The sequence below is a fragment of the Phytohabitans maris genome (assembly GCF_031085175.1).
Taxonomy (GTDB): Bacteria; Actinomycetota; Actinomycetes; order Mycobacteriales; family Micromonosporaceae; genus Phytohabitans; species Phytohabitans maris.
The window spans coordinates 1-16,422 of sequence record NZ_JAVHUY010000049.1 but is presented as its reverse complement, the minus strand read 5'-3'; the positions used below and the strand labels follow the sequence as shown (position 1 = coordinate 16,422).

Genomic DNA, 16,422 nt, shown 5'->3' with positions numbered 1-16,422 from the left:
CAGCTGGACCTTGGCTCTACTGTTCTCTGTCATCCTTGCCGCCCCAAGGTTTGGCTCCATCGTGGGCAGTGGCCAGTGCGGTGCGCCGGTCGCCGTAGTAGGGATCCCGGTCCAGGACGCCGGGTGTGAGGTCCACGGTCAGGTGGGCGGCCCGCGGCGCGGGCCGGTGCGACAGTACGCCGAGCCGCGCGAGGTGGAAGCCGCACAGGTCGGCCAGGGCGCGTCCCGCGTCGACGACTGTCACTCACCCCCTCATCTTGTTGGAAACGGTTTTCGTTGTAAAGTACTGCTCATGTTAACCGATAGCATCGTCGAAGCGTTCGACGAGGCGGCCCACACCTACGACCAGGTGGGTGTCTCCTTCTTTGGCCCGTTCGGTGCCGAGCTCGTCCGCCGGGCCGGCGTGAAACAGGCGGAGCGGGTGCTCGACGTCGGCTGCGGCCGTGGCGCCGTGTTGTTTCCCGCGGCGCGGGCGGTCGGCCCGGAAGGGCACGTGACCGGCACCGACGCGGCGACGACCATGGTCGACCTCACCGGGGCCGAGGCCGCGCGGCGCGGGCTGCGGCATGTCGCGGTCGCTGTCGGTGACGCGCAGGAGCCGGCCTTTCCCGCCGGGAGCTTCGACGTGGTCACCGCGGGCTTGGTGGTGTTCATGCTCCCTGACCCACATGCGGCGCTTCGTGCGTACGCACGGGTCCTGCGTCCTGGTGGCCGGCTGGCTCTGAGTTGCTTCGCCAGCCAGGATCCCGCCTTCGGTCGGGCCATGCGCGCGCTGGCCGGGCATCTGCCCGCGGGCGCTGAACCGCCACCGACGCCCGATCCGATGTTCGCTTCGGCGGAGGCGACCCTCGCGGCGGTCGCCGACGCCGGGTTCGGTGAGGTCACCAGCACGGAATTCAGCGCGGTGAGCCGGTTCAGAGACGCGGAACACTGGCTGGCCTGGTGCTGGTCGCACGGCGCGCGGGCGCTGCTGCGCCGGATACCGGTGGACCAGTTGCCCGCCGCCACCGCCGACGCGTCGGCCGCGATGTGGGGTGGCGGGGGCCGGGGTGGTGAGCTGTCGATGACCACGACCATCCGCGCGGTCGTGGCAACGGCCCCGGATCACCCGGACCGCGACGCCTGACCGCGGCATCGCCCCTTTGTGGACATCGACTCGCTGTCGCCCCCGTCGGCGGGTGAGGCATCCGGGAGCCAGGCTTGTCGCCGCTCGTGGTCACGCTCGGCGCGGTCCGTGGCTCCGGCGGGTCCCGGCCTGTCGTGGCGGACGATCTCACTATTGAAAGTGATTATCAGTACGTTGTAGGTTCGGGGTGGTTCGAGGGAACGGAGTGGGAGATGGCCTCCGGGGAGAGATCTGATGGCTGCGTGCGGCGACCTGCCGGGCCTGCGCGGGGTGTCCTCGTGGCCGGCGGGTGGACCGCTCCCACTGCGTCATGGCCGCTACGGCCGTCCCGGCCGGCGTCCCAGTTGGAACGGATCGCACGCGACCTCGCCCGCACCGATCCCGCGCTCGCGTGGCGGTTGCGGCACCACACCCTCGACCGGCCGCCACGAACGCCGGCCGTGGCCATTCTGGGCGTCTACCTGTTCGGCGGGGTGCTGCTCACCGCCGGCCTTGTGACGAGCAGCCTGCTGGCGGTCGCGGCGGGTGCGGTCAGCACGGCCGGCGCCGCTGCCGCCATCCGGCGGGTTCGTCGCGACCCGGCGTGAGACACCTGCCGGCGTCGCGTTGCCGGAACGCCGGACACCGTGACGGTCTTGCCTCTTCCCGTTCACCACGTCGATCTCGAAGGATCTTTCAGTGCCCGCTCAGCTCGGTATCGTGGCGTCACGTCGCCGCCTCGTCTTCTTCCTCGTGGCAGCCCTGCTCGGTGCGCTTGCCGCGTTCACCGTTGTCCCTACGGGCCCGGCGGCCGCGGCCGACGGTCCGGCGCCGCCGCCGCGATCGTTGAGTGTGATCGCCGATGTCCACACCGACGCCATCGCCACCTTCTGGGACGATGGGCAGCTGACGCTGGCCACCAAGGCGGACATCCCGCAGCCGCAGACCCGTTACGAGGCCGACGATGTGTGGTTTCACGTCGACGACGACTCCAGGATCGAGAGCTTTCCAGCCGGGTACGACTTCGTGGCACCGGCCGGCTCGACGGTGTGGCTGGCGCCCGAGGTCCAGCAGTCCAGCCAGATCTGGCCGGGGTTCTCTACCGAGTCTGTCCCTGCCGGCACCCTGGACGGCGACGACACCACGTTGACCCTGGTAGGCGTCGACGGGCCCGGCGAGGTCGAACTGTGGCAGAGCGGCTCCTTCGGCGCGTACACGCGACTGTGGTCCAGTGACGAGGCCGGGTACAGCAGTTTCACGCGCGAGCGGGTCCACATGCACGCCAACTGGGCCTTCACCGCCGCGGGCACCTATCACCTCACCGTCCGGGCTGATGCCGCGGTCGGCGGCGCCGCGGTCAGTGACACCGCTGTCTACACGTTCGTCGTCGGTGGCCTGCCCGCGGACGTCGACACCACGACCGGCCTCGAAGCCTCCGACACCAGCCTGGTGGCCGGAGACGCGGTCACCCTGACCGCGGGGGTGTCACCGGCCGGTGTCGCCGGCTTCGTCGAGTTCCGCGACGGCACTCACGTCCTCGGCCACACCGCGGTCGACGCAGGCCGCGCCGAGATGGCGGTGCCGGGCCTCGCCGTCGGCGCCCACGACGTCACGGCCGTCTTCGTGCCGGCTGTGGAGAACCTCGCCAACACCTCGACCTCGGCTCCGGTGACGATCACCGTCACCGACGGGTCCGGCGTGCCGTTCGGCATCGCCGGTGTGGAGCGGTCTTACGAGGTCGGCGATGTCCTGCGTGCCCGGGTGGCCGGGCACACGCTGGCCGAGGGCGAGAGCTACCAGTGGTCGATCCGGCCGGTCGGCACGGACACCGCCTACCTGTTCACCGGCACCGGCGGCGAGGCCGCCCAGGGGCGGGTCGAGCAACTGCTCGACGCCCGCCACGACGGGTACGAGATCCAGGCGCGACTGCGGCAGGGGTCCACTGTGGTGTCCGAGACTCCGTGGGTGGCGCTGTCGGTCGCCGATGCGGTCGAGCCGGTCTCCACCACGTTCCCGGCCGGGCCGCACTATCTCGGTGACGAGTTGGTCTTCCCGATCCAGGGCGGCGCCCTCGCCGAAGGCGATACGGTGACGTTGGTCTATCGCTTCAGCAGTCCCTGGTTCGACGTGCGGAACAGCTCGCGGGTGGGCGACACGATCGTGGCGAGGCCGCCGTACGCGATCGCGGAGGCGCAGTTTGCCGTCCAGGTCGTCCGTGACGGTGTGGTGCTGGCCCAGTCGGATCCGGTGGCGGGAAGCGTCTCCGCGCGTGAGGTTCTCGTTCAGGGCGTTCAGGGCGTCTACCGGGTGGGGCAGACCCTGAGCGCGACCACGACGGTGTATCCGCCGAGCGCGGAACTCACCTATCGGTGGAGCGTCCAGAACGCGGACAACTCGCGTACGACGCTGAAGGAGGGCACCACGCCGGACGCCCTAACGCTCGAGCTGCCGATGACGATGGAGCTGCACGACCGGCGGCTGTACTTCCACGCGGTGGCCTTCTACGCCGCCAGCGGCGGGACCCCTTCGGAGATCTGGGCCGGCTCGTGGAGCACGATCCTGAAGGTCTCCGACTCCGACCCGTCGCAGCAGCTGCTGTTCTTCGAAAACCTCAGCGACCACTACCACCAGGGCAACCAGATCGACCTGAACCTCGTGGCCGACCCGCCGCTGGCCGACAGCGACACGATCGCGTGGCAGTGGCAATGGCCCGGCACCGAGTGGGCACCGCTGCCGGGCGCCGCCGGCCTGTCCCACACGCTCACCGCCGAGCAGGCTTTGGACGGGGTTCAGGTACGCGCCACGCTGACCTTCTCGGACTCCGGCGACACCCTGGTCGCCGATCCGGTGACGATCCACGTCGACGACCACGGCGCCGCCGCCCGGCAGCAGCCGGCGGTCGGTGGGGCCACCGCGTACACCGAGGGCGACACCGTCACGCTCACCCGCCAGCTGCCCGAGAACGGTCCCACGGTCCTGACCGACCACCGGTGGGAGAAGAAGGCGGCCGGCACCGAGGACTGGTCGGTCGTCGACGGCGCGACCGGCACGCAGCTGACGTTCCCGGCGGCGCTCGCCGACGACGGCGCCCAGTACCGCGTCTCGATCCTCAAGCCCGGCGGCGGGGTGGCCTACGGCCCCTCCCCGGCGGTCGAGCTCCAGGTCGAGCAAGGATCGGGCGAGCCGGCAGACCCGGTTGCGACGACGGTGACCGCTGGGGCGGTGACGCAGGTCTACGGCAAGAAGGCCGCGCTGACCGTGGCGGTGTCGCCGGGCGCCACCGGGTCGGTCGAGCTCACGCTGCCGGGCACGAGCAGGAAACTCACCGGAACCCTGGTAGACGGGCAGGCGACGATCACGCTGCCCGCCAAGCTGCTCAAACCGGGGAAGCGCACCCTGTCGATCAGTTACCCGGGCGTCGCCGGCGAGTACCAGCCATCTACCGGGACGGCCGTGGTGACGGTGGTCAAGGCCACCCCGAAGGTGAAGGTGACCGCCGACCCGGCCAAGGTCCAGCCCGGCCAGACAGCGACGTTCACGGTGACGGTGAACGCCGCCGGCGTGACACCGACCGGCGTGGTCACCGTCACAGTCGCCGGCAAGACCAAGGCCGCCGTGCTGAACCAGCACGGCCAGGCCACCGTGAGGATCACACTGCCACCCCGCACACCGATCGGCGCGAAGGCGGTCACGGTGTCCTACCTGGGCGACCGGTACGTCGCCAAGGGCGAGACCGCCACCACGATCAGGGTCGTCCGCTGACCGACGCGACCAAGGGTGCGCTGACCCACGTGTACCTGGAACCTACCGACGTCGCCACCCCTCACCGTCACCGCCGTCGACCCGCTCAACGTCTTACTGGTCAGCGCGCGACATGAATCGACCGGCGCGGCTGGCGGCCAGGTCGCGGTAAAGCCCGGGTACGCGGTTCAGTGCGGTGTGGGTGCCGTGCTGGACCAGACGGCCCCCGGTCGAGGACCTCGACGATCCGGGCGAGTGTCGCGCGCTGCGGGCGCAACCCGGCGGCGAGTTCGGCGCCGGCGGATCCGACCGCGGTCAGGCGGGCCGCGACGACGAGGACGGCCTCGACCTGATCCTGGCCGGGCTCGGAGCGGAGCCGGCCCGGCCAGGGGTCGATTGACAGGGAGGCCGGTCGATCAGTCGGCCGGCCTCCGCCGGGCGTATTTGGCGCGGAACTTCTCGACCCGGCCGGCGGTGTCGAGCAGGCGCTGGCGGCCGGTCCAGAAGGGGTGGCTGGCCGCGGAGATGTCGACGTCGATGACCGGGTAGGTGTTGCCGTCGGTCCATTCGATCGTCTTGTCGCTGGTCGCGGTGGACCGGGTGAGGAATGCGAAGTCTGCGCTGCGGTCGCGGTAGACGACAGGGTGGTAGTCCGGGTGGATGCCGGGTTTCATGATGCTTGCTCCTGGTCGGTGTAGGTCGGTGGTCGGCGAGGGCACGCGGGATCGCGGTCGACGGGTTCGCACGCACGACCTCCAGCTTGTTGGAAACGAAAACCATTGTAAAGTGGCGGGCATGTCGAACATCTGTGACGTGACCGGCGCCAGGCCCAGCTTCGGCAACGCCGTGTCCCACTCCCAGCGCCGGACCCGCCGGCGGTGGGATCCGAACATCCAGCGCCGGCGCTACCGGCTGGCCGACGGCCGGACGATCCGGCTGCGGGTGAGTACCACCGGCATCAAGATCATCGACCGTGATGGCATCGACGCGGTGGTCGCCCGGCTGCGCGCCCGGGGAGTGAAGCTCTGATGGCCAGGAGCAACGAGATCCGCCCGGTCGTCAAGCTGCGCAGCACCGCCGGGACCGGTTACACGTACGTCACCCGCAAGAACCGCCGCAACAATCCCGACCGGCTCGTGCTGCGCAAGTACGACCCGGTCGTGCGCCGGCACGTCGAGTTCCGGGAGGAACGCTGATGGCCCGCCGCAGCCTGTCCGAACGCGACAAGCGCCGCGCGGTCCTGGTCGAGCGCTACGCCGATCGCCGCGCCGACCTCAAACGGCTGATCAGCGCACCCGGCACGGATCCGGACACCCGGGCCGACGCCGTGCGCCAGCTCGCCGCGCTTCCCCGCGACTCTTCGCCGGTCCGCCGCCGTAGCCGCGATCTGGTCGACGGCCGCCCCCGAGGCGTGCTGAGCCGTTTCGGCCTGTCCCGGGTCCGCTTCCGCGAGATGGCGCTGCGAGGCGAGCTGCCCGGCATCCGCAAAGCGTCATGGTGACCACCGACCACCGCCAGGGCCGTCGCGGCCCTTCATGACGAGGACGACTCATGGCAGTTCCCAAGCGGCGCAAGTCCCGCGCCAACACCCGCCACCGCCGCGCCCGCTGGAAGGCGAGCGCACCAACCCTTGTCACCTGCCCCTGCCCTCGCCAGGAGAAGGTGATCCCGCACCGGGCGTGCGTCCACTGTGGTCTCTACCGCGGTCGACAGGTCGTCGAGCCCCGATGAGCGCCACGACGGCGAAACTGCCGGTCACCGTGCTGTCCGGTTTCCTCGGCGCTGGCAAGACCACGCTGCTCAACCATGTTCTGGCCAACCGCGCTGGGCTGCGCGTCGCCGTCATCGTCAACGACATGAGCGAGATCAACGTCGACGCGCCCCATCTCATCACGCAGATCAACGCCGCGACCGTCTGGAGCAGCGCGGCCTGTCCGCGTACGACGGCGATGAGCGCACGGTCGCCGACCTGCTTCGATATGGCCGTCGCCGAGACCGCACCCGGCTGGGTCGCCGAGCTCAACGGTGAGCACATTCCCGAGACCATCGAGTACGGCATCGGCAGCCTGCTGTTTCGCGCGGCCGAACCGTTTCACCCGCAGCGGCTGTGGAGCCTGCTGGAGACCGCGATCGACGAGTACGGCGTACTGCGTTCCAAGGGCTTTCTGTGGCTGGCCACCCGCCCCGGCACGATGGCCTTGTGGTCGCAGGCCGGCCCGTACGGGCAGTGGACCGGGCGCACTACGACCGCATGAGCGCCGACAGCGGGCCCGACGTTAGGGCGACACACATCGTCTCCATGGGGCGCTTGCACCATGTCGACTACCTGCACGACGGGCACGCCCACCATGGCCACGGCGACCACTACGACGAGTGCACTGTGGAGGGTCTGCACGTCGGGGCCGAGGCGCACGAGCACAGCCACGCCGACGGCTGCGGGCATGAGGCGGGGGTCGACCACCGGTCGGCCCCGTCCGCTTCTTGCCGTCCACACCATGTGCCCGGAGCCTGATCATTGGATCGCTCGCTATGAAAACGAAAGTCATCTGCAATACTGTTCCGGTGTTGGCTGATCCGTACGCGCAATCCGGTGAGTTCGTCGACGTGCTCAGCCGGGAGGCGTGGCTGGCGCTGCGTCCACCGGTGGTGACGGCACTGAGTCGGGCCAGGCCCGAGCGGGGCCCGATCGCGGACATCGGAGCGGGCACCGGCCTGGGCACGATGGTGGTCGCCGCGACGCTGCCCACGGCCGAGGTGGTCGCGGTTGAGCCGTCGCCCATCCTGCGGGCCGCCCTGCTGACCCGGTTGGCGGGAGACGACCTGGCACGGCGAGTGACCGTGCAGGCCGCTGATATCGCCGGGATGGTCCTGCCCGACCGGCTGGGCGGCGTGCTGGCCGTCAACATGATCGGTCACCTCGCGCCCGACCAGCGCCGCGCGTTCTGGGCCGACCTGCGCCCCCGGCTCGCGCCGGACGCCCCGCTGATCGTCAACGTGCAGCCGCCGCCGACGCCGGTCACGGTCCCGGAAACCCCGTTCACCTCGGTACCGGTCGGCCGCCGTACGTACCAGGGCAGTGGCGCGGCCCGCCCGGCCGGCCCGGAGTCGGTCATCTGGACGATGCGCTACCGCGTGCTGGCCGAGGACGGCGCCGTGGAGCGTGACCTGGTCGTCGACTATCACTGGTACGTGTTGTCCGTCCGAGAGCTGCTCGACGAGCTGGGCGCCGCCGGGTACACGGCTGCGGTGATCGACATGGACGTCTTGGCGGCCACGCCAGCCTGAGCACCGTCGCCGGACGCATCCAAACCGGCGCTCGAAGTGAGCGGGGGATGAGCGTGAGCTGCCGGTGGGCGGCCAGGGCGACCAGGTCGTCATCGTGGCTGATCAGAGCACGACGGCGCCATCCGTGGCGAGCTGGCGGACTTGGTCGCGGATCGGGTGGAGGTGGCGGCGGTCGACGCCGGAGCTGGGCTCGTCGAAGATCACGATGGGTCGTTCGGATACCCGGACGGCCGCGATGACCAGGCGCTGCTGCTGGCCGCCGTGCGGTCGAGCTGCCGGTCTGCCTGTCGTTTCTTCGCCCGCCGGGTCTCGCCCCCACGCGGGGATCCGATGCCCGGAAGCCCGGCGCTGGCCCTCGGCGAGGGCTACAGGGCCGGTCTCGCCGTCGGATCTTCTCCTGGGCCGTGAGAGGGTAGCCTCAACCACGTTAATGAAAATCATTTCGTTCAACGGTACCTCCCGCATCAATGGGGGTAGGCATCCGGAATCAAGTTAGGCTAGCCTAACTTCGGCCTAGGGGGTGTGATGACCGCGACGGTGAGTACTGAGCCCGAGGTGGCGCCGACGGTGCGGGAGGAGGAGCCGCCACCGGCGGAGGAAGCCGCCAAGGCGGAGGCCCGCGCGTCGTCGCAGGCGCTGTCCGATCTGCTCGCGCCGGCGCGGCCGTCGATCACCGCTGGTGTGATTCTGCAGGTCTTCGGCTCGATCGCGACGATCGCTCCCTACGTCGCCATCGCCGAGTTGGGAAAGACCTTCCTCGCCGGCGGAGAGGTCGACCGGGCCCGGGTCTGGTGGATTTGCGCCGCCGTCGTCGTCGCGCTGCTGGCCCGCACGCTGCTGAGCGGCGCGGCGCTGTCGGTGACGCACTTCGCCGACGCCCGCCTTCAGGGCATCATCCGCACGCGCATCGTGGAGCGGCTGGGCCGGGTGCCGCTGGGCTGGTTCACCCAGAACTCGTCGGGGCTGGTGCGTAAGGCCACGCAGAACGACATCAACGACATCCACTACCTCGTCGCGCACGGTGCGGTGGAGACCACTGCGGCGATCACGGTGCCGCTGGCCGGGCTGGCGTACCTGTTCGTCCTGGACTGGCGGCTGGCGCTGGTCGGCATCGCGACCATTCCGTTCTACCTGGTCGCCTACGCGGTGATGGCGCGCGGGATGACCGCCAAGATGCTGGAGATGAACCAGGGGATCGCGCGGATCAGCGCCACGATCGTCGAGTTCGTCTCCGGCATCTCGGTGGTGAAGACTTTTGGGCAGGCCGGACGCGCGCACGCCGCCTACCGGACGGCAGCGACGCGATTCGGAGACGCCTACGGCGCGTGGGTGCGGCCCATGCTGCGCACCGACGCACTCGCGACGATCCCGATCTCCGCACCGGCCGTGCTGCTGGTGAATCTGGGGTTCGGCACCTGGTTCGTCCGCGAGGGGTGGGTGAGCGTCGTCGACGTGGTGACGGCCGCGCTGGTGGCGATGTCGCTGCCGGCAGCGATCATGACGGTGAGCTTCGGGATGCAGGCCCGCCGGGAGGCGGCCGCCGCGGCCAAGCGCATCACCGACCTGCTCGCCACACCCGTGTTGCCCGAGCCTGCCGATCCACGCGTGCCGACATCGGCCCAGGTGCGGTTCGACGGGGTCGGGTTCAGCTACGACGGGCAGCACAAGGTACTGCGGGATGTCAGTTTGACCCTGCCGGTCGGGACGGTCACCGCGCTGGTCGGCCCGTCCGGATCCGGGAAGTCGACCCTGGCGACGCTGGTGGCGCGGTTCCACGACGTCGACGAGGGCAGTGTGTCCCTCGGCGGCGTGGACGTGCGGAACATCGCCACCGACCAGCTCTATCGGCAGGTCGGTTTCGTCCTGCAGGACGTGCAGCTGTTGCACGCGACGATCGCCGACAACATCCGGCTGGCGCGCCCCGACGCGACCCTCGACCAGGTGCGGGACGCGGCGCGACTGGCGCAGATCGACGATCGTGTCCTGGCCCTGCCCCGCGGCTACGACTCCGTCGTCGGCGACGACGCGTTGCTGTCCGGCGGTGAGGCGCAGCGGGTGTCGATCGCCCGGGCGATCCTGGCCGACCCGCCGGTTCTGGTGCTCGACGAGGCAACCGCCTTCGCCGACCCGGAGTCCGAATCCCGCATCCAGACCGCACTCGCGCAGCTGGTCGGCGGCCGCACGCTGCTGGTGATCGCCCACCGGCTCGCCTCGATCGTCTCCGCCGACCAGATCGTCGTCCTCGACCGCGGCCGTATCGCCGAGACCGGTACACACGAGGAACTGGTCACCGCCGACGGGGTGTACGCGCGGATGTGGCGTGCCCATCAAGGACAAGCGGACTCGGCCGTGGCAGGAGAAGGAGAGACCCGATGATCCGCCAGCTGCGTCGCGTGCTCGGCCCCGAGCACCAGGGCCGGTACACCCGGTTCCTGGTGTGGGCGACCGTCTACGGCGTCCTGCAGGGGCTCGCGGTGAGCTTGCTCGTGCCGATCGCCCGCAGCCTCGCCGAGGGCGACTGGTCCGGTGCCTGGCGGTGGATCGGCGTCCTCGCGATCGCGGTGGTCTGTTGCGGCATCGCGCATTACATCCAGGCGATGCGCGCTTTCAACGTCGCGCTGGTCGTGCTGCGCACGATGCACCTGAACATCGGGGACCACCTCGTCACGTTGCCGATCGGCTGGTTCGCCGGGAAGACCGGCAGCGTCGCCCAGATCGCCTCCAAAGGCACGATGGCCGCCGGTGGCGCCGCCGCTCACCTGATGACTCCGGTCGTGATCGGCATCGCCGCTCCGGCTTCGGTGACCGTCTCGATGTTCTTTTTCGACTGGCGGATCGGCTTGGCGCTGCTCGTCGCCGCCCCGCTGATCGCGCTGGCGGCGCGCGCCGCGGCCGGGCTGATCGCCCGCAGCGAGCACGCCGCGCACGAGGCTGCCGCCGAGTCCAGCGAGCGGGTCATCGAGTTCGCCCGCTGCCAGCCGGTACTGCGCGCTTTCGGCCGCACCTCCGACGCCGGGTACCCGCCGCTGACCGAGGCGATCGCCACCCAGCAGAAGGTGGCGCGGCGCACGATGGTCGAGTCCGTCCTGGGACTCGCGTTGAACGGTGTGGCCATCCAACTCGTCTTCACCGCGCTCGTCGTCCTCGCCGCCGCCCTCGCGCTGGGCGGCGACCTGACCGGCATCGACCTGCTCGCCCTCCTCGGCGTCGCCACCCGGTTCGTCCAGCCGGTGTCGGAGATCGGCGAGTTCGGCGGCGCGCTGCGCCAGATCCGCGGCGAGCTGACCCGTATCCAGAACATCATGGACACCCGGCCGCTGCCCGAGCCGACGCGACCGGCGACGGTGACCGCACCCGGGCAGGTCGAGTTCGACCACGTCGGCTTCGGCTACGAACCCGGCACCCCCGTGCTCGACGACCTCACCTTCACCGTGCCGCCACACACCATGACCGCACTGGTCGGACCGTCCGGCTCCGGCAAGACGACGATCACCCGGCTGATCGCCCGGTTCTACGACGTCGACGCCGGCACCGTCCGGGTCGGTGGCATCGACGTGCGCGACCAGACGACCGAAGACCTCATGGCCCAGCTCGCCCTGGTCTTCCAGGACGTCTACCTGTTCGACGACACGCTGCGGGGAAACATTCGCCTCGGCCGCCCCGACGCCGCCGAGGCGGAGGTCGACGAGGCCGCACGCCTGGCCGGCGTCACCGAGATCGCCGACCGCCTGCCGAACGGCTGGGACACCCGGGTCGGCGAGGCAGGCACAGCCCTGTCCGGGGGCGAGCGTCAACGCGTCTCGGTCGCCCGCGCGATCCTCAAACGGGCACCGATCGTGCTGCTCGACGAGGCGACCGCGGCCCTCGACCCGGAGAACGAACGCTTCGTGCAGCGCTCCCTCCAGACGCTCCGCGAGCACGCCACCCTCGTGGTCATCGCGCACAAACTCAGCACCGTCGTCAACGCCGACCAGATCATCGTCCTCGACGAACACGGCCGCATCGCCGAGCGCGGCACCCACGACGATCTACTCGCCCGCGGTGGACGCTACGCGGCCTTCTGGCACGAGCGTTCCAGCACCCGCGGCTGGAGGCTGGAGGCAGCCCGGCCCTGAGCCGGCTCGTTCTGACCCGACCTGCCCGCCACCGGCTCCCAACCAGCAGATCGGCGCCGCGACGCGGGCCGCGAGCGTGGCGGAACCGATCGACTGGTTCATCCGCAAGCTCACCATAGGCAGATGCCTGGCGCGGACCGGGGCGGTGACGAGGCGCGGGTCTGTCCGGTCAGCGGCTGAAGCGCCGGTCGAGGGCTAGGTTGTGGTCGTCGAGTGAGGGGATGTAGGTCGCCGATCGAGCGGCCGAAGCCGGTTGGGTGGCGGCCGCCCAGCGCTGAACGGTTGCCGTCGCCGCGGCGGTTTGTGCCGGCGTGAGCTGGGCGATGTTCGCGCCGTGGTTGGCGCCCGCGGCGACGTAGCGGTACGAGTCGCGGGTGCCGGCTCCGAGGCGGAATGGTTCGGCGCCCCACGGGTCGTTCTGGCCGTAGACGAACAGCAGTTGCCGGCCGGCGAGCTTGACCCATGCGTCGATGTCGAACATCGCCAGTGGCTGGAAGCGGGGCACGATGTCGTCGGGGATGTATGACTGGGCGCGGTCCTGGCCGCGGTAGTGCTGCAGGCGGGCGAGGTGGGACAGTTTGATCTCCGGGTAGCCCAGCTGGTACGAGGCTTGGAAGTAGTAGGGGATGTACGGCTCCACGCCTTGGTCGGTGTTGGAGTTGACGCCGTAGACGAGGTCCAGCCATGCCCAGATGTCGTCGCTGGACGCGGTCCGGGCCGGCACGTCCTGGCACTCGCTCTCGCCGCTGTACTGCCAGAAGGCCCACGTCGTGCCGTTCACCATGAACTCGAAGGCGCGGTCGGCGCCGCCCACGACGTGGAAGGTGCGGGCATTCTGGGTGGCCCATGCCTGATAGCGGGCGACCAGCTCGGCGCGGCGGCGCAGCGCCTCGACCTGGATCGCGTCGAGGGCCGTGCGGCACCGCGCGGTGCCGACCGTGGTGAAGAACCGGTCGTAGGCGGTGTCCTCGCTGTTGACGACGTCCTGCGGCGCGACGTAAGCGACCGTGCCGTCGACGTCGGCGGGGTAGAAGCGGCGGTGGTACACCGAGGTCATGCCGCCCTTACTGGCCCCGGTCGAGAGCCATTTCCGTGCGTAGATGGGCTTGAGTGCGGAGACGATACGGTGATGGTCAGTGGCGGCCTGCCAGATCGTCAGCTTCGACCAGTCGGCTGGTGCCGGCCGTGACGGTGTGAAGTAGCGCTGCTCGACGGAGATCTGGTTGCCGTCGACCAGGCGGGTCGGCTCGGCGCGGAACGCGGTTGCCGGCACGTTGTAGCCGGTGGTGTGTAGCACCATGGGCCGGCCGGTGTCCCGGTGCAGGAGCGTGAAGCGCTGCTGGAACGTCCCGGCCGCCGGGCGGGTGTGGTCCACCGGCTGCGTGATGCTCAGCAGGAAGAACCGGTACGGTGCCGCGACCGGCTGTTCCGCGGTCACGGTCAGCCCGGGCACCGCTTTGAGCTGGTCGAGGATGTCGGGCTCGGCGGCCATCGCCGGACTCGCCACGCTGGACACACCGAACGTTCCCAGCAGAAGCATGATCGACAGCAGTATCCGTCGGGCGTTTCTCATGCAATGCCTCCCCATCGAAGAATGTCGCCGTGTCCATGATGGCGGTACGCGCCGCGAAGCGGCGAAGCGGCTGTGCGACGCGCGGCGAGCACCGCTGACACATTCAGCTTGGCGCTTCACGTGCGGCCTCGGGTTGGGGCGCCCTTCTGCTCTCTTGGATCGGTGACGTGGGCTGGCTTAGCTGGGCGACGCCGGGAACGAGTAGGTCGGTGGTGCTCACTGTGGCGGTGAGGGCCCCGAGCATGGCGGCTGCGGTGCGCGGCGGAGATGAGCGCGTTGCCGTGGGCTAGCGGGTTCGCGGGTAGCGGTGTGGGGACGAGGGCGCGTAGTGCGGGGCGGGAGAACGCTTCGACGGCGCCGCATAGTGCGGTCACGATGGCGAGCGTGGCGAGGGGGAGCCGGTCCAGGGATGGCAGCGTGGCGGCCTGCCTCGGGGTCAGCGCAGCCGGTCGCGCATCGTGCCGATGCCGCCGACGGTGCTCTCCAGGCGTCGCCCGGGGCGGTGACCAGCGACGGTCCGACCGGGCCGAACCCGGGGAACGCCGTCGGCCTCCGCCGCGACGCCGTGGCAGACCCACGGCTCCGGCCCGCCGAGGCGGAGGTGACCATCGATGTCGCTCATCGAGAGCCTGGCACACGCCGTCATGATGGGCTGTGATCGAAGCTCCCCTCAAGTCGTTCTAGGAAGGCGCTGAATATCGGCGTTCTTGAGGTTGGCGGTGGGGTGGGTGCCTGGGTTTGGCTGCCGGTGGGTTGGTTGGGTCGGGGGGGGGTGGTGGTGCGGGTGTGGGCGCTGCGGGGGTCGCTTGGTGGGCTCTGTGGTGGTGTCTTCGGGCCCGGTGGTGGCTGGTCAGCTGGTGGCGAGGGTCCATCCGTTGGTCCAGTGCAGGCCGCGGTTGATCAGGTTGCGGAGGTTGAGTGCGGCGGTGCGTTGTTTGAGCCAGGTGTGGTTGGCGTGGATGCCGTGGTAGCGCAGTTTGAGTCGGCGTCGGCCGCGGCTGGCTACTTGGGCGATGACGCGTTCGATGTTGGGTCGGTGTCGGCGGTAGCGGTCGCGGAGGGTGGGGTCGGTTCGCCAGTCGGCTCGGGCTTGGCGTAGTAGGGCGTCGTGTTCGTTGAGTACGATCTTGCGGCCGGTCTTGGATTTGGTGCACCGGGTCTGTAGTGGGCAGGTGCGGCACCGTGTGCCGAAGTCGGCGGTGCGGGTGGCCGGGCTGATCGGTCGGGTGTGTGCGGCTGGGCAGGTGACGGTCTGCTGGTCGGTGTTGACGGTGAAGTCGTCGATGGTGAAGCCGCCCCGGATCGGGGATTGCGATGGTTTGGGTTTGATGATCGCGGTGTGTCCGGCCTGGTCGAGGGCGTTGCGTAGGTCGCCGGTGCCGTAGGCGCAGTCGCCGTACCATTCCTGAGCGGTCTGGTCTGGGCGGCCGGTGGGCTGCTCGGGCCCGGTGTCGTCGTCGCCGACGCCGGCTGTGGTGTTGGGTTCGCTGTCGCTGTCGCTGTTGGGTTCGCTGTTGGTGTTGGTGGGGCCGTTGGCGAGGAATTGTTGCGCGACGGCGGCGTCGGCGTTGTCAGGTCCGCAGGCTTTGGTGAGTTGTTCGTCGGTGATGATGCCGGTGTCCGGCTCGGCGGCGATGTGGGCGCGGTAGCCGTCCCGGCGGGCCTGCGGCGACTTGCGGGTGTGTCGGGCCTGTGGGTCAACGGTGGAGATGACCCGGTCTTCGGCGACCTTGCGGGCGATCCGCCACCGCCCGTCAGTGCCATCGGAGCCGTCGGCCGGTTCCACGTCCTGCCCGGCCACCAACGCCAACAGCGCGACCGCCTGCTGCGCGGGCTCGTCGAGCTTCGCCTCGGCCAGCGCCGCGACCAGGTTGTTGGCGTCGTTGACCAGCGTCGAAACCAGGGCCTGTTTGGCATCCGGGTCGTCCCAGTCGATGTCCGGCTTTCCCGGCCGGCTGTAGTCGTGCCCGCCACACACGGCCGCGATCTGCTCCGCAGCGCCGGGCACCACCCGGGCCACCCGGCGGATCTGGGCGATCAGTTGGGTGATGGTGTCCTGGGTGGCGACCGCGTCGTCCAGGATCGTGGAATCGACCGCCCGCCGCCGCCGTCCGCGCAGAATCCCGGTCGCCTCGACCACCTGCCGGACCGCGTCGTTGACCCGGTACGGGCGATCCGAGTTCGCCAACCGGCGCCGCCAGTACGTCAACGTCGACGGGTGGAACCCCTTGTCGTCCAACGCCAGCCCGCAGGCGACCTTCCACCGCAGGTCACACCGGGCCGCCTCGGCAGCCTCCGCGTCGGAGTAGTCCAACAACGTCTGCAACGTCAAAATCGACGCCGCCACCGACCCCGGGATCGACCGCCGCCCCTTGGCCGATGGGAACAGATCCGCGAACAACTCGTCCGGGAACACCCGACCCCGACAGTCCGCCAGAAACGCGTACATGCTCCCGGCCGGAACCAGATGACCGACCAGAGCGGCCGCGTCCAACAGCCGCCGGTCAGCACGCTCTACACCCTGCACCCAAACATCTTCACATATCAATACAGACCAGGACGGAAGACATGCCCACCATTATTCAGTGGACTCCTAGCGACTT

Annotated in this window: 15 protein-coding genes and 4 pseudogenes; 13 read left to right on the top strand and 6 right to left on the bottom strand. The window is 70.0% G+C overall.

All coding sequences use genetic code 11. From position 1 onward, the window contains the following. Positions 1-292 precede the first annotated feature (292 nt). The 4 genes from RB614_RS36195 to RB614_RS36180 all read left to right on the top strand — a co-directional run bounded on the left by RB614_RS36195 (position 293) and on the right by RB614_RS36180 (position 5,246). Positions 293-1,126: a class I SAM-dependent methyltransferase gene (locus RB614_RS36195; RefSeq protein ID WP_428983181.1), complete on the top strand. Its 834-nt coding sequence runs from the start codon at positions 293-295 to the stop codon at positions 1,124-1,126. A gap of 344 nt (positions 1,127-1,470) precedes the next feature. Continuing rightward, on the top strand, positions 1,471-1,713 hold the full coding sequence (locus RB614_RS36190) for a DUF3040 domain-containing protein (protein WP_308717208.1): 243 nt from the start codon (positions 1,471-1,473) through the stop codon (positions 1,711-1,713). Between the two features lie 91 nt (positions 1,714-1,804). Then, positions 1,805-4,867 (top strand): choice-of-anchor M domain-containing protein, encoded by a 3,063-nt coding sequence (locus tag RB614_RS36185; RefSeq protein ID WP_308717207.1) that lies wholly within the window; start codon positions 1,805-1,807, stop codon positions 4,865-4,867. 175 nt (positions 4,868-5,042) lie between these two features. Further along, the gene (locus RB614_RS36180) at positions 5,043-5,246 is read left to right on the top strand and encodes a hypothetical protein (protein WP_308717206.1); all 204 of its coding nucleotides are present in this window, start codon (positions 5,043-5,045) and stop codon (positions 5,244-5,246) included. A gap of 16 nt (positions 5,247-5,262) precedes the next feature. On the opposite strand, the gene RB614_RS36175 is transcribed toward RB614_RS36180, so the two are convergent. Next, the gene (locus RB614_RS36175; RefSeq protein WP_308717205.1) at positions 5,263-5,520 is read right to left on the bottom strand and encodes a type B 50S ribosomal protein L31; all 258 of its coding nucleotides are present in this window, start codon (positions 5,518-5,520) and stop codon (positions 5,263-5,265) included. Between the two features lie 121 nt (positions 5,521-5,641). On the opposite strand from RB614_RS36175, the gene rpmB reads away from it, so the two are divergent. The 7 genes and pseudogenes from rpmB to RB614_RS36140 all read left to right on the top strand — a co-directional run bounded on the left by rpmB (position 5,642) and on the right by RB614_RS36140 (position 8,131). Next, the gene (rpmB, locus tag RB614_RS36170; protein WP_308717204.1) at positions 5,642-5,875 is read left to right on the top strand and encodes a 50S ribosomal protein L28; all 234 of its coding nucleotides are present in this window, start codon (positions 5,642-5,644) and stop codon (positions 5,873-5,875) included. Further along, a complete protein-coding gene (rpmG, locus tag RB614_RS36165; RefSeq protein ID WP_308717203.1) occupies positions 5,875-6,042 on the top strand; it encodes a 50S ribosomal protein L33 in 168 nt (55 codons plus the stop codon). The genes rpmB and rpmG overlap by 1 nt, the downstream gene beginning before the upstream one ends. Beyond that, the gene (gene rpsN / locus RB614_RS36160) at positions 6,042-6,347 is read left to right on the top strand and encodes a 30S ribosomal protein S14 (protein WP_308717202.1); all 306 of its coding nucleotides are present in this window, start codon (positions 6,042-6,044) and stop codon (positions 6,345-6,347) included. The genes rpmG and rpsN overlap by 1 nt, the downstream gene beginning before the upstream one ends. Positions 6,348-6,397: 50 nt before the next feature. Then, on the top strand, positions 6,398-6,577 hold the full coding sequence (gene rpmF / locus RB614_RS36155) for a 50S ribosomal protein L32 (protein WP_308717201.1): 180 nt from the start codon (positions 6,398-6,400) through the stop codon (positions 6,575-6,577). Beyond that, positions 6,574-7,074: pseudogene (locus RB614_RS36150) on the top strand (GTP-binding protein); the annotation flags it as partial. The gene rpmF and the pseudogene RB614_RS36150, both read left to right, overlap by 4 nt. Before the next feature lie 71 nt (positions 7,075-7,145). Continuing rightward, positions 7,146-7,358: a hypothetical protein gene (locus RB614_RS36145; protein ID WP_308717200.1), complete on the top strand. Its 213-nt coding sequence runs from the start codon at positions 7,146-7,148 to the stop codon at positions 7,356-7,358. 53 nt (positions 7,359-7,411) lie between these two features. Continuing rightward, positions 7,412-8,131: a class I SAM-dependent methyltransferase gene (locus tag RB614_RS36140; RefSeq protein ID WP_308717199.1), complete on the top strand. Its 720-nt coding sequence runs from the start codon at positions 7,412-7,414 to the stop codon at positions 8,129-8,131. 43 nt (positions 8,132-8,174) lie between these two features. Here RB614_RS36140 and RB614_RS44465 read toward each other — a convergent pair. Next, positions 8,175-8,392, bottom strand: a pseudogene (locus tag RB614_RS44465) (cobalt ABC transporter); the annotation flags it as partial. Positions 8,393-8,668: 276 nt separating this feature from the next. Here RB614_RS44465 and RB614_RS36135 point away from each other — a divergent pair. After that, positions 8,669-10,507: an ABC transporter ATP-binding protein gene (locus tag RB614_RS36135; RefSeq protein ID WP_308717198.1), complete on the top strand. Its 1,839-nt coding sequence runs from the start codon at positions 8,669-8,671 to the stop codon at positions 10,505-10,507. Next, positions 10,504-12,246 carry an ABC transporter ATP-binding protein gene (locus tag RB614_RS36130; RefSeq protein WP_308717197.1) on the top strand — a complete coding sequence of 581 codons (1,743 nt, stop codon included), beginning with the start codon at positions 10,504-10,506 and terminating at the stop codon, positions 12,244-12,246. The genes RB614_RS36135 and RB614_RS36130 overlap by 4 nt, the downstream gene beginning before the upstream one ends. 169 nt (positions 12,247-12,415) lie before the next feature. Here the strand turns inward: RB614_RS36130 and RB614_RS36125 are convergent, their stop codons facing one another. The 4 genes and pseudogenes from RB614_RS36125 to RB614_RS44455 all read right to left on the bottom strand — a co-directional run. Then, entirely contained in the window at positions 12,416-13,819 is a 1,404-nt protein-coding gene (locus RB614_RS36125) for a S28 family serine protease (protein ID WP_308717196.1), read from the bottom strand. Between the two features lie 436 nt (positions 13,820-14,255). Then, positions 14,256-14,441, bottom strand: coding sequence for a hypothetical protein (locus tag RB614_RS36120; RefSeq protein WP_308717195.1), 186 nt, complete (start codon positions 14,439-14,441; stop codon positions 14,256-14,258). Positions 14,442-14,669: 228 nt separating this feature from the next. Beyond that, positions 14,670-15,206, bottom strand: a pseudogene (locus RB614_RS44460) (transposase); the annotation flags it as partial. 144 nt (positions 15,207-15,350) lie between these two features. Further along, positions 15,351-16,346, bottom strand: a pseudogene (locus RB614_RS44455) (transposase); the annotation flags it as partial. Positions 16,347-16,422: the final 76 nt, after the last annotated feature.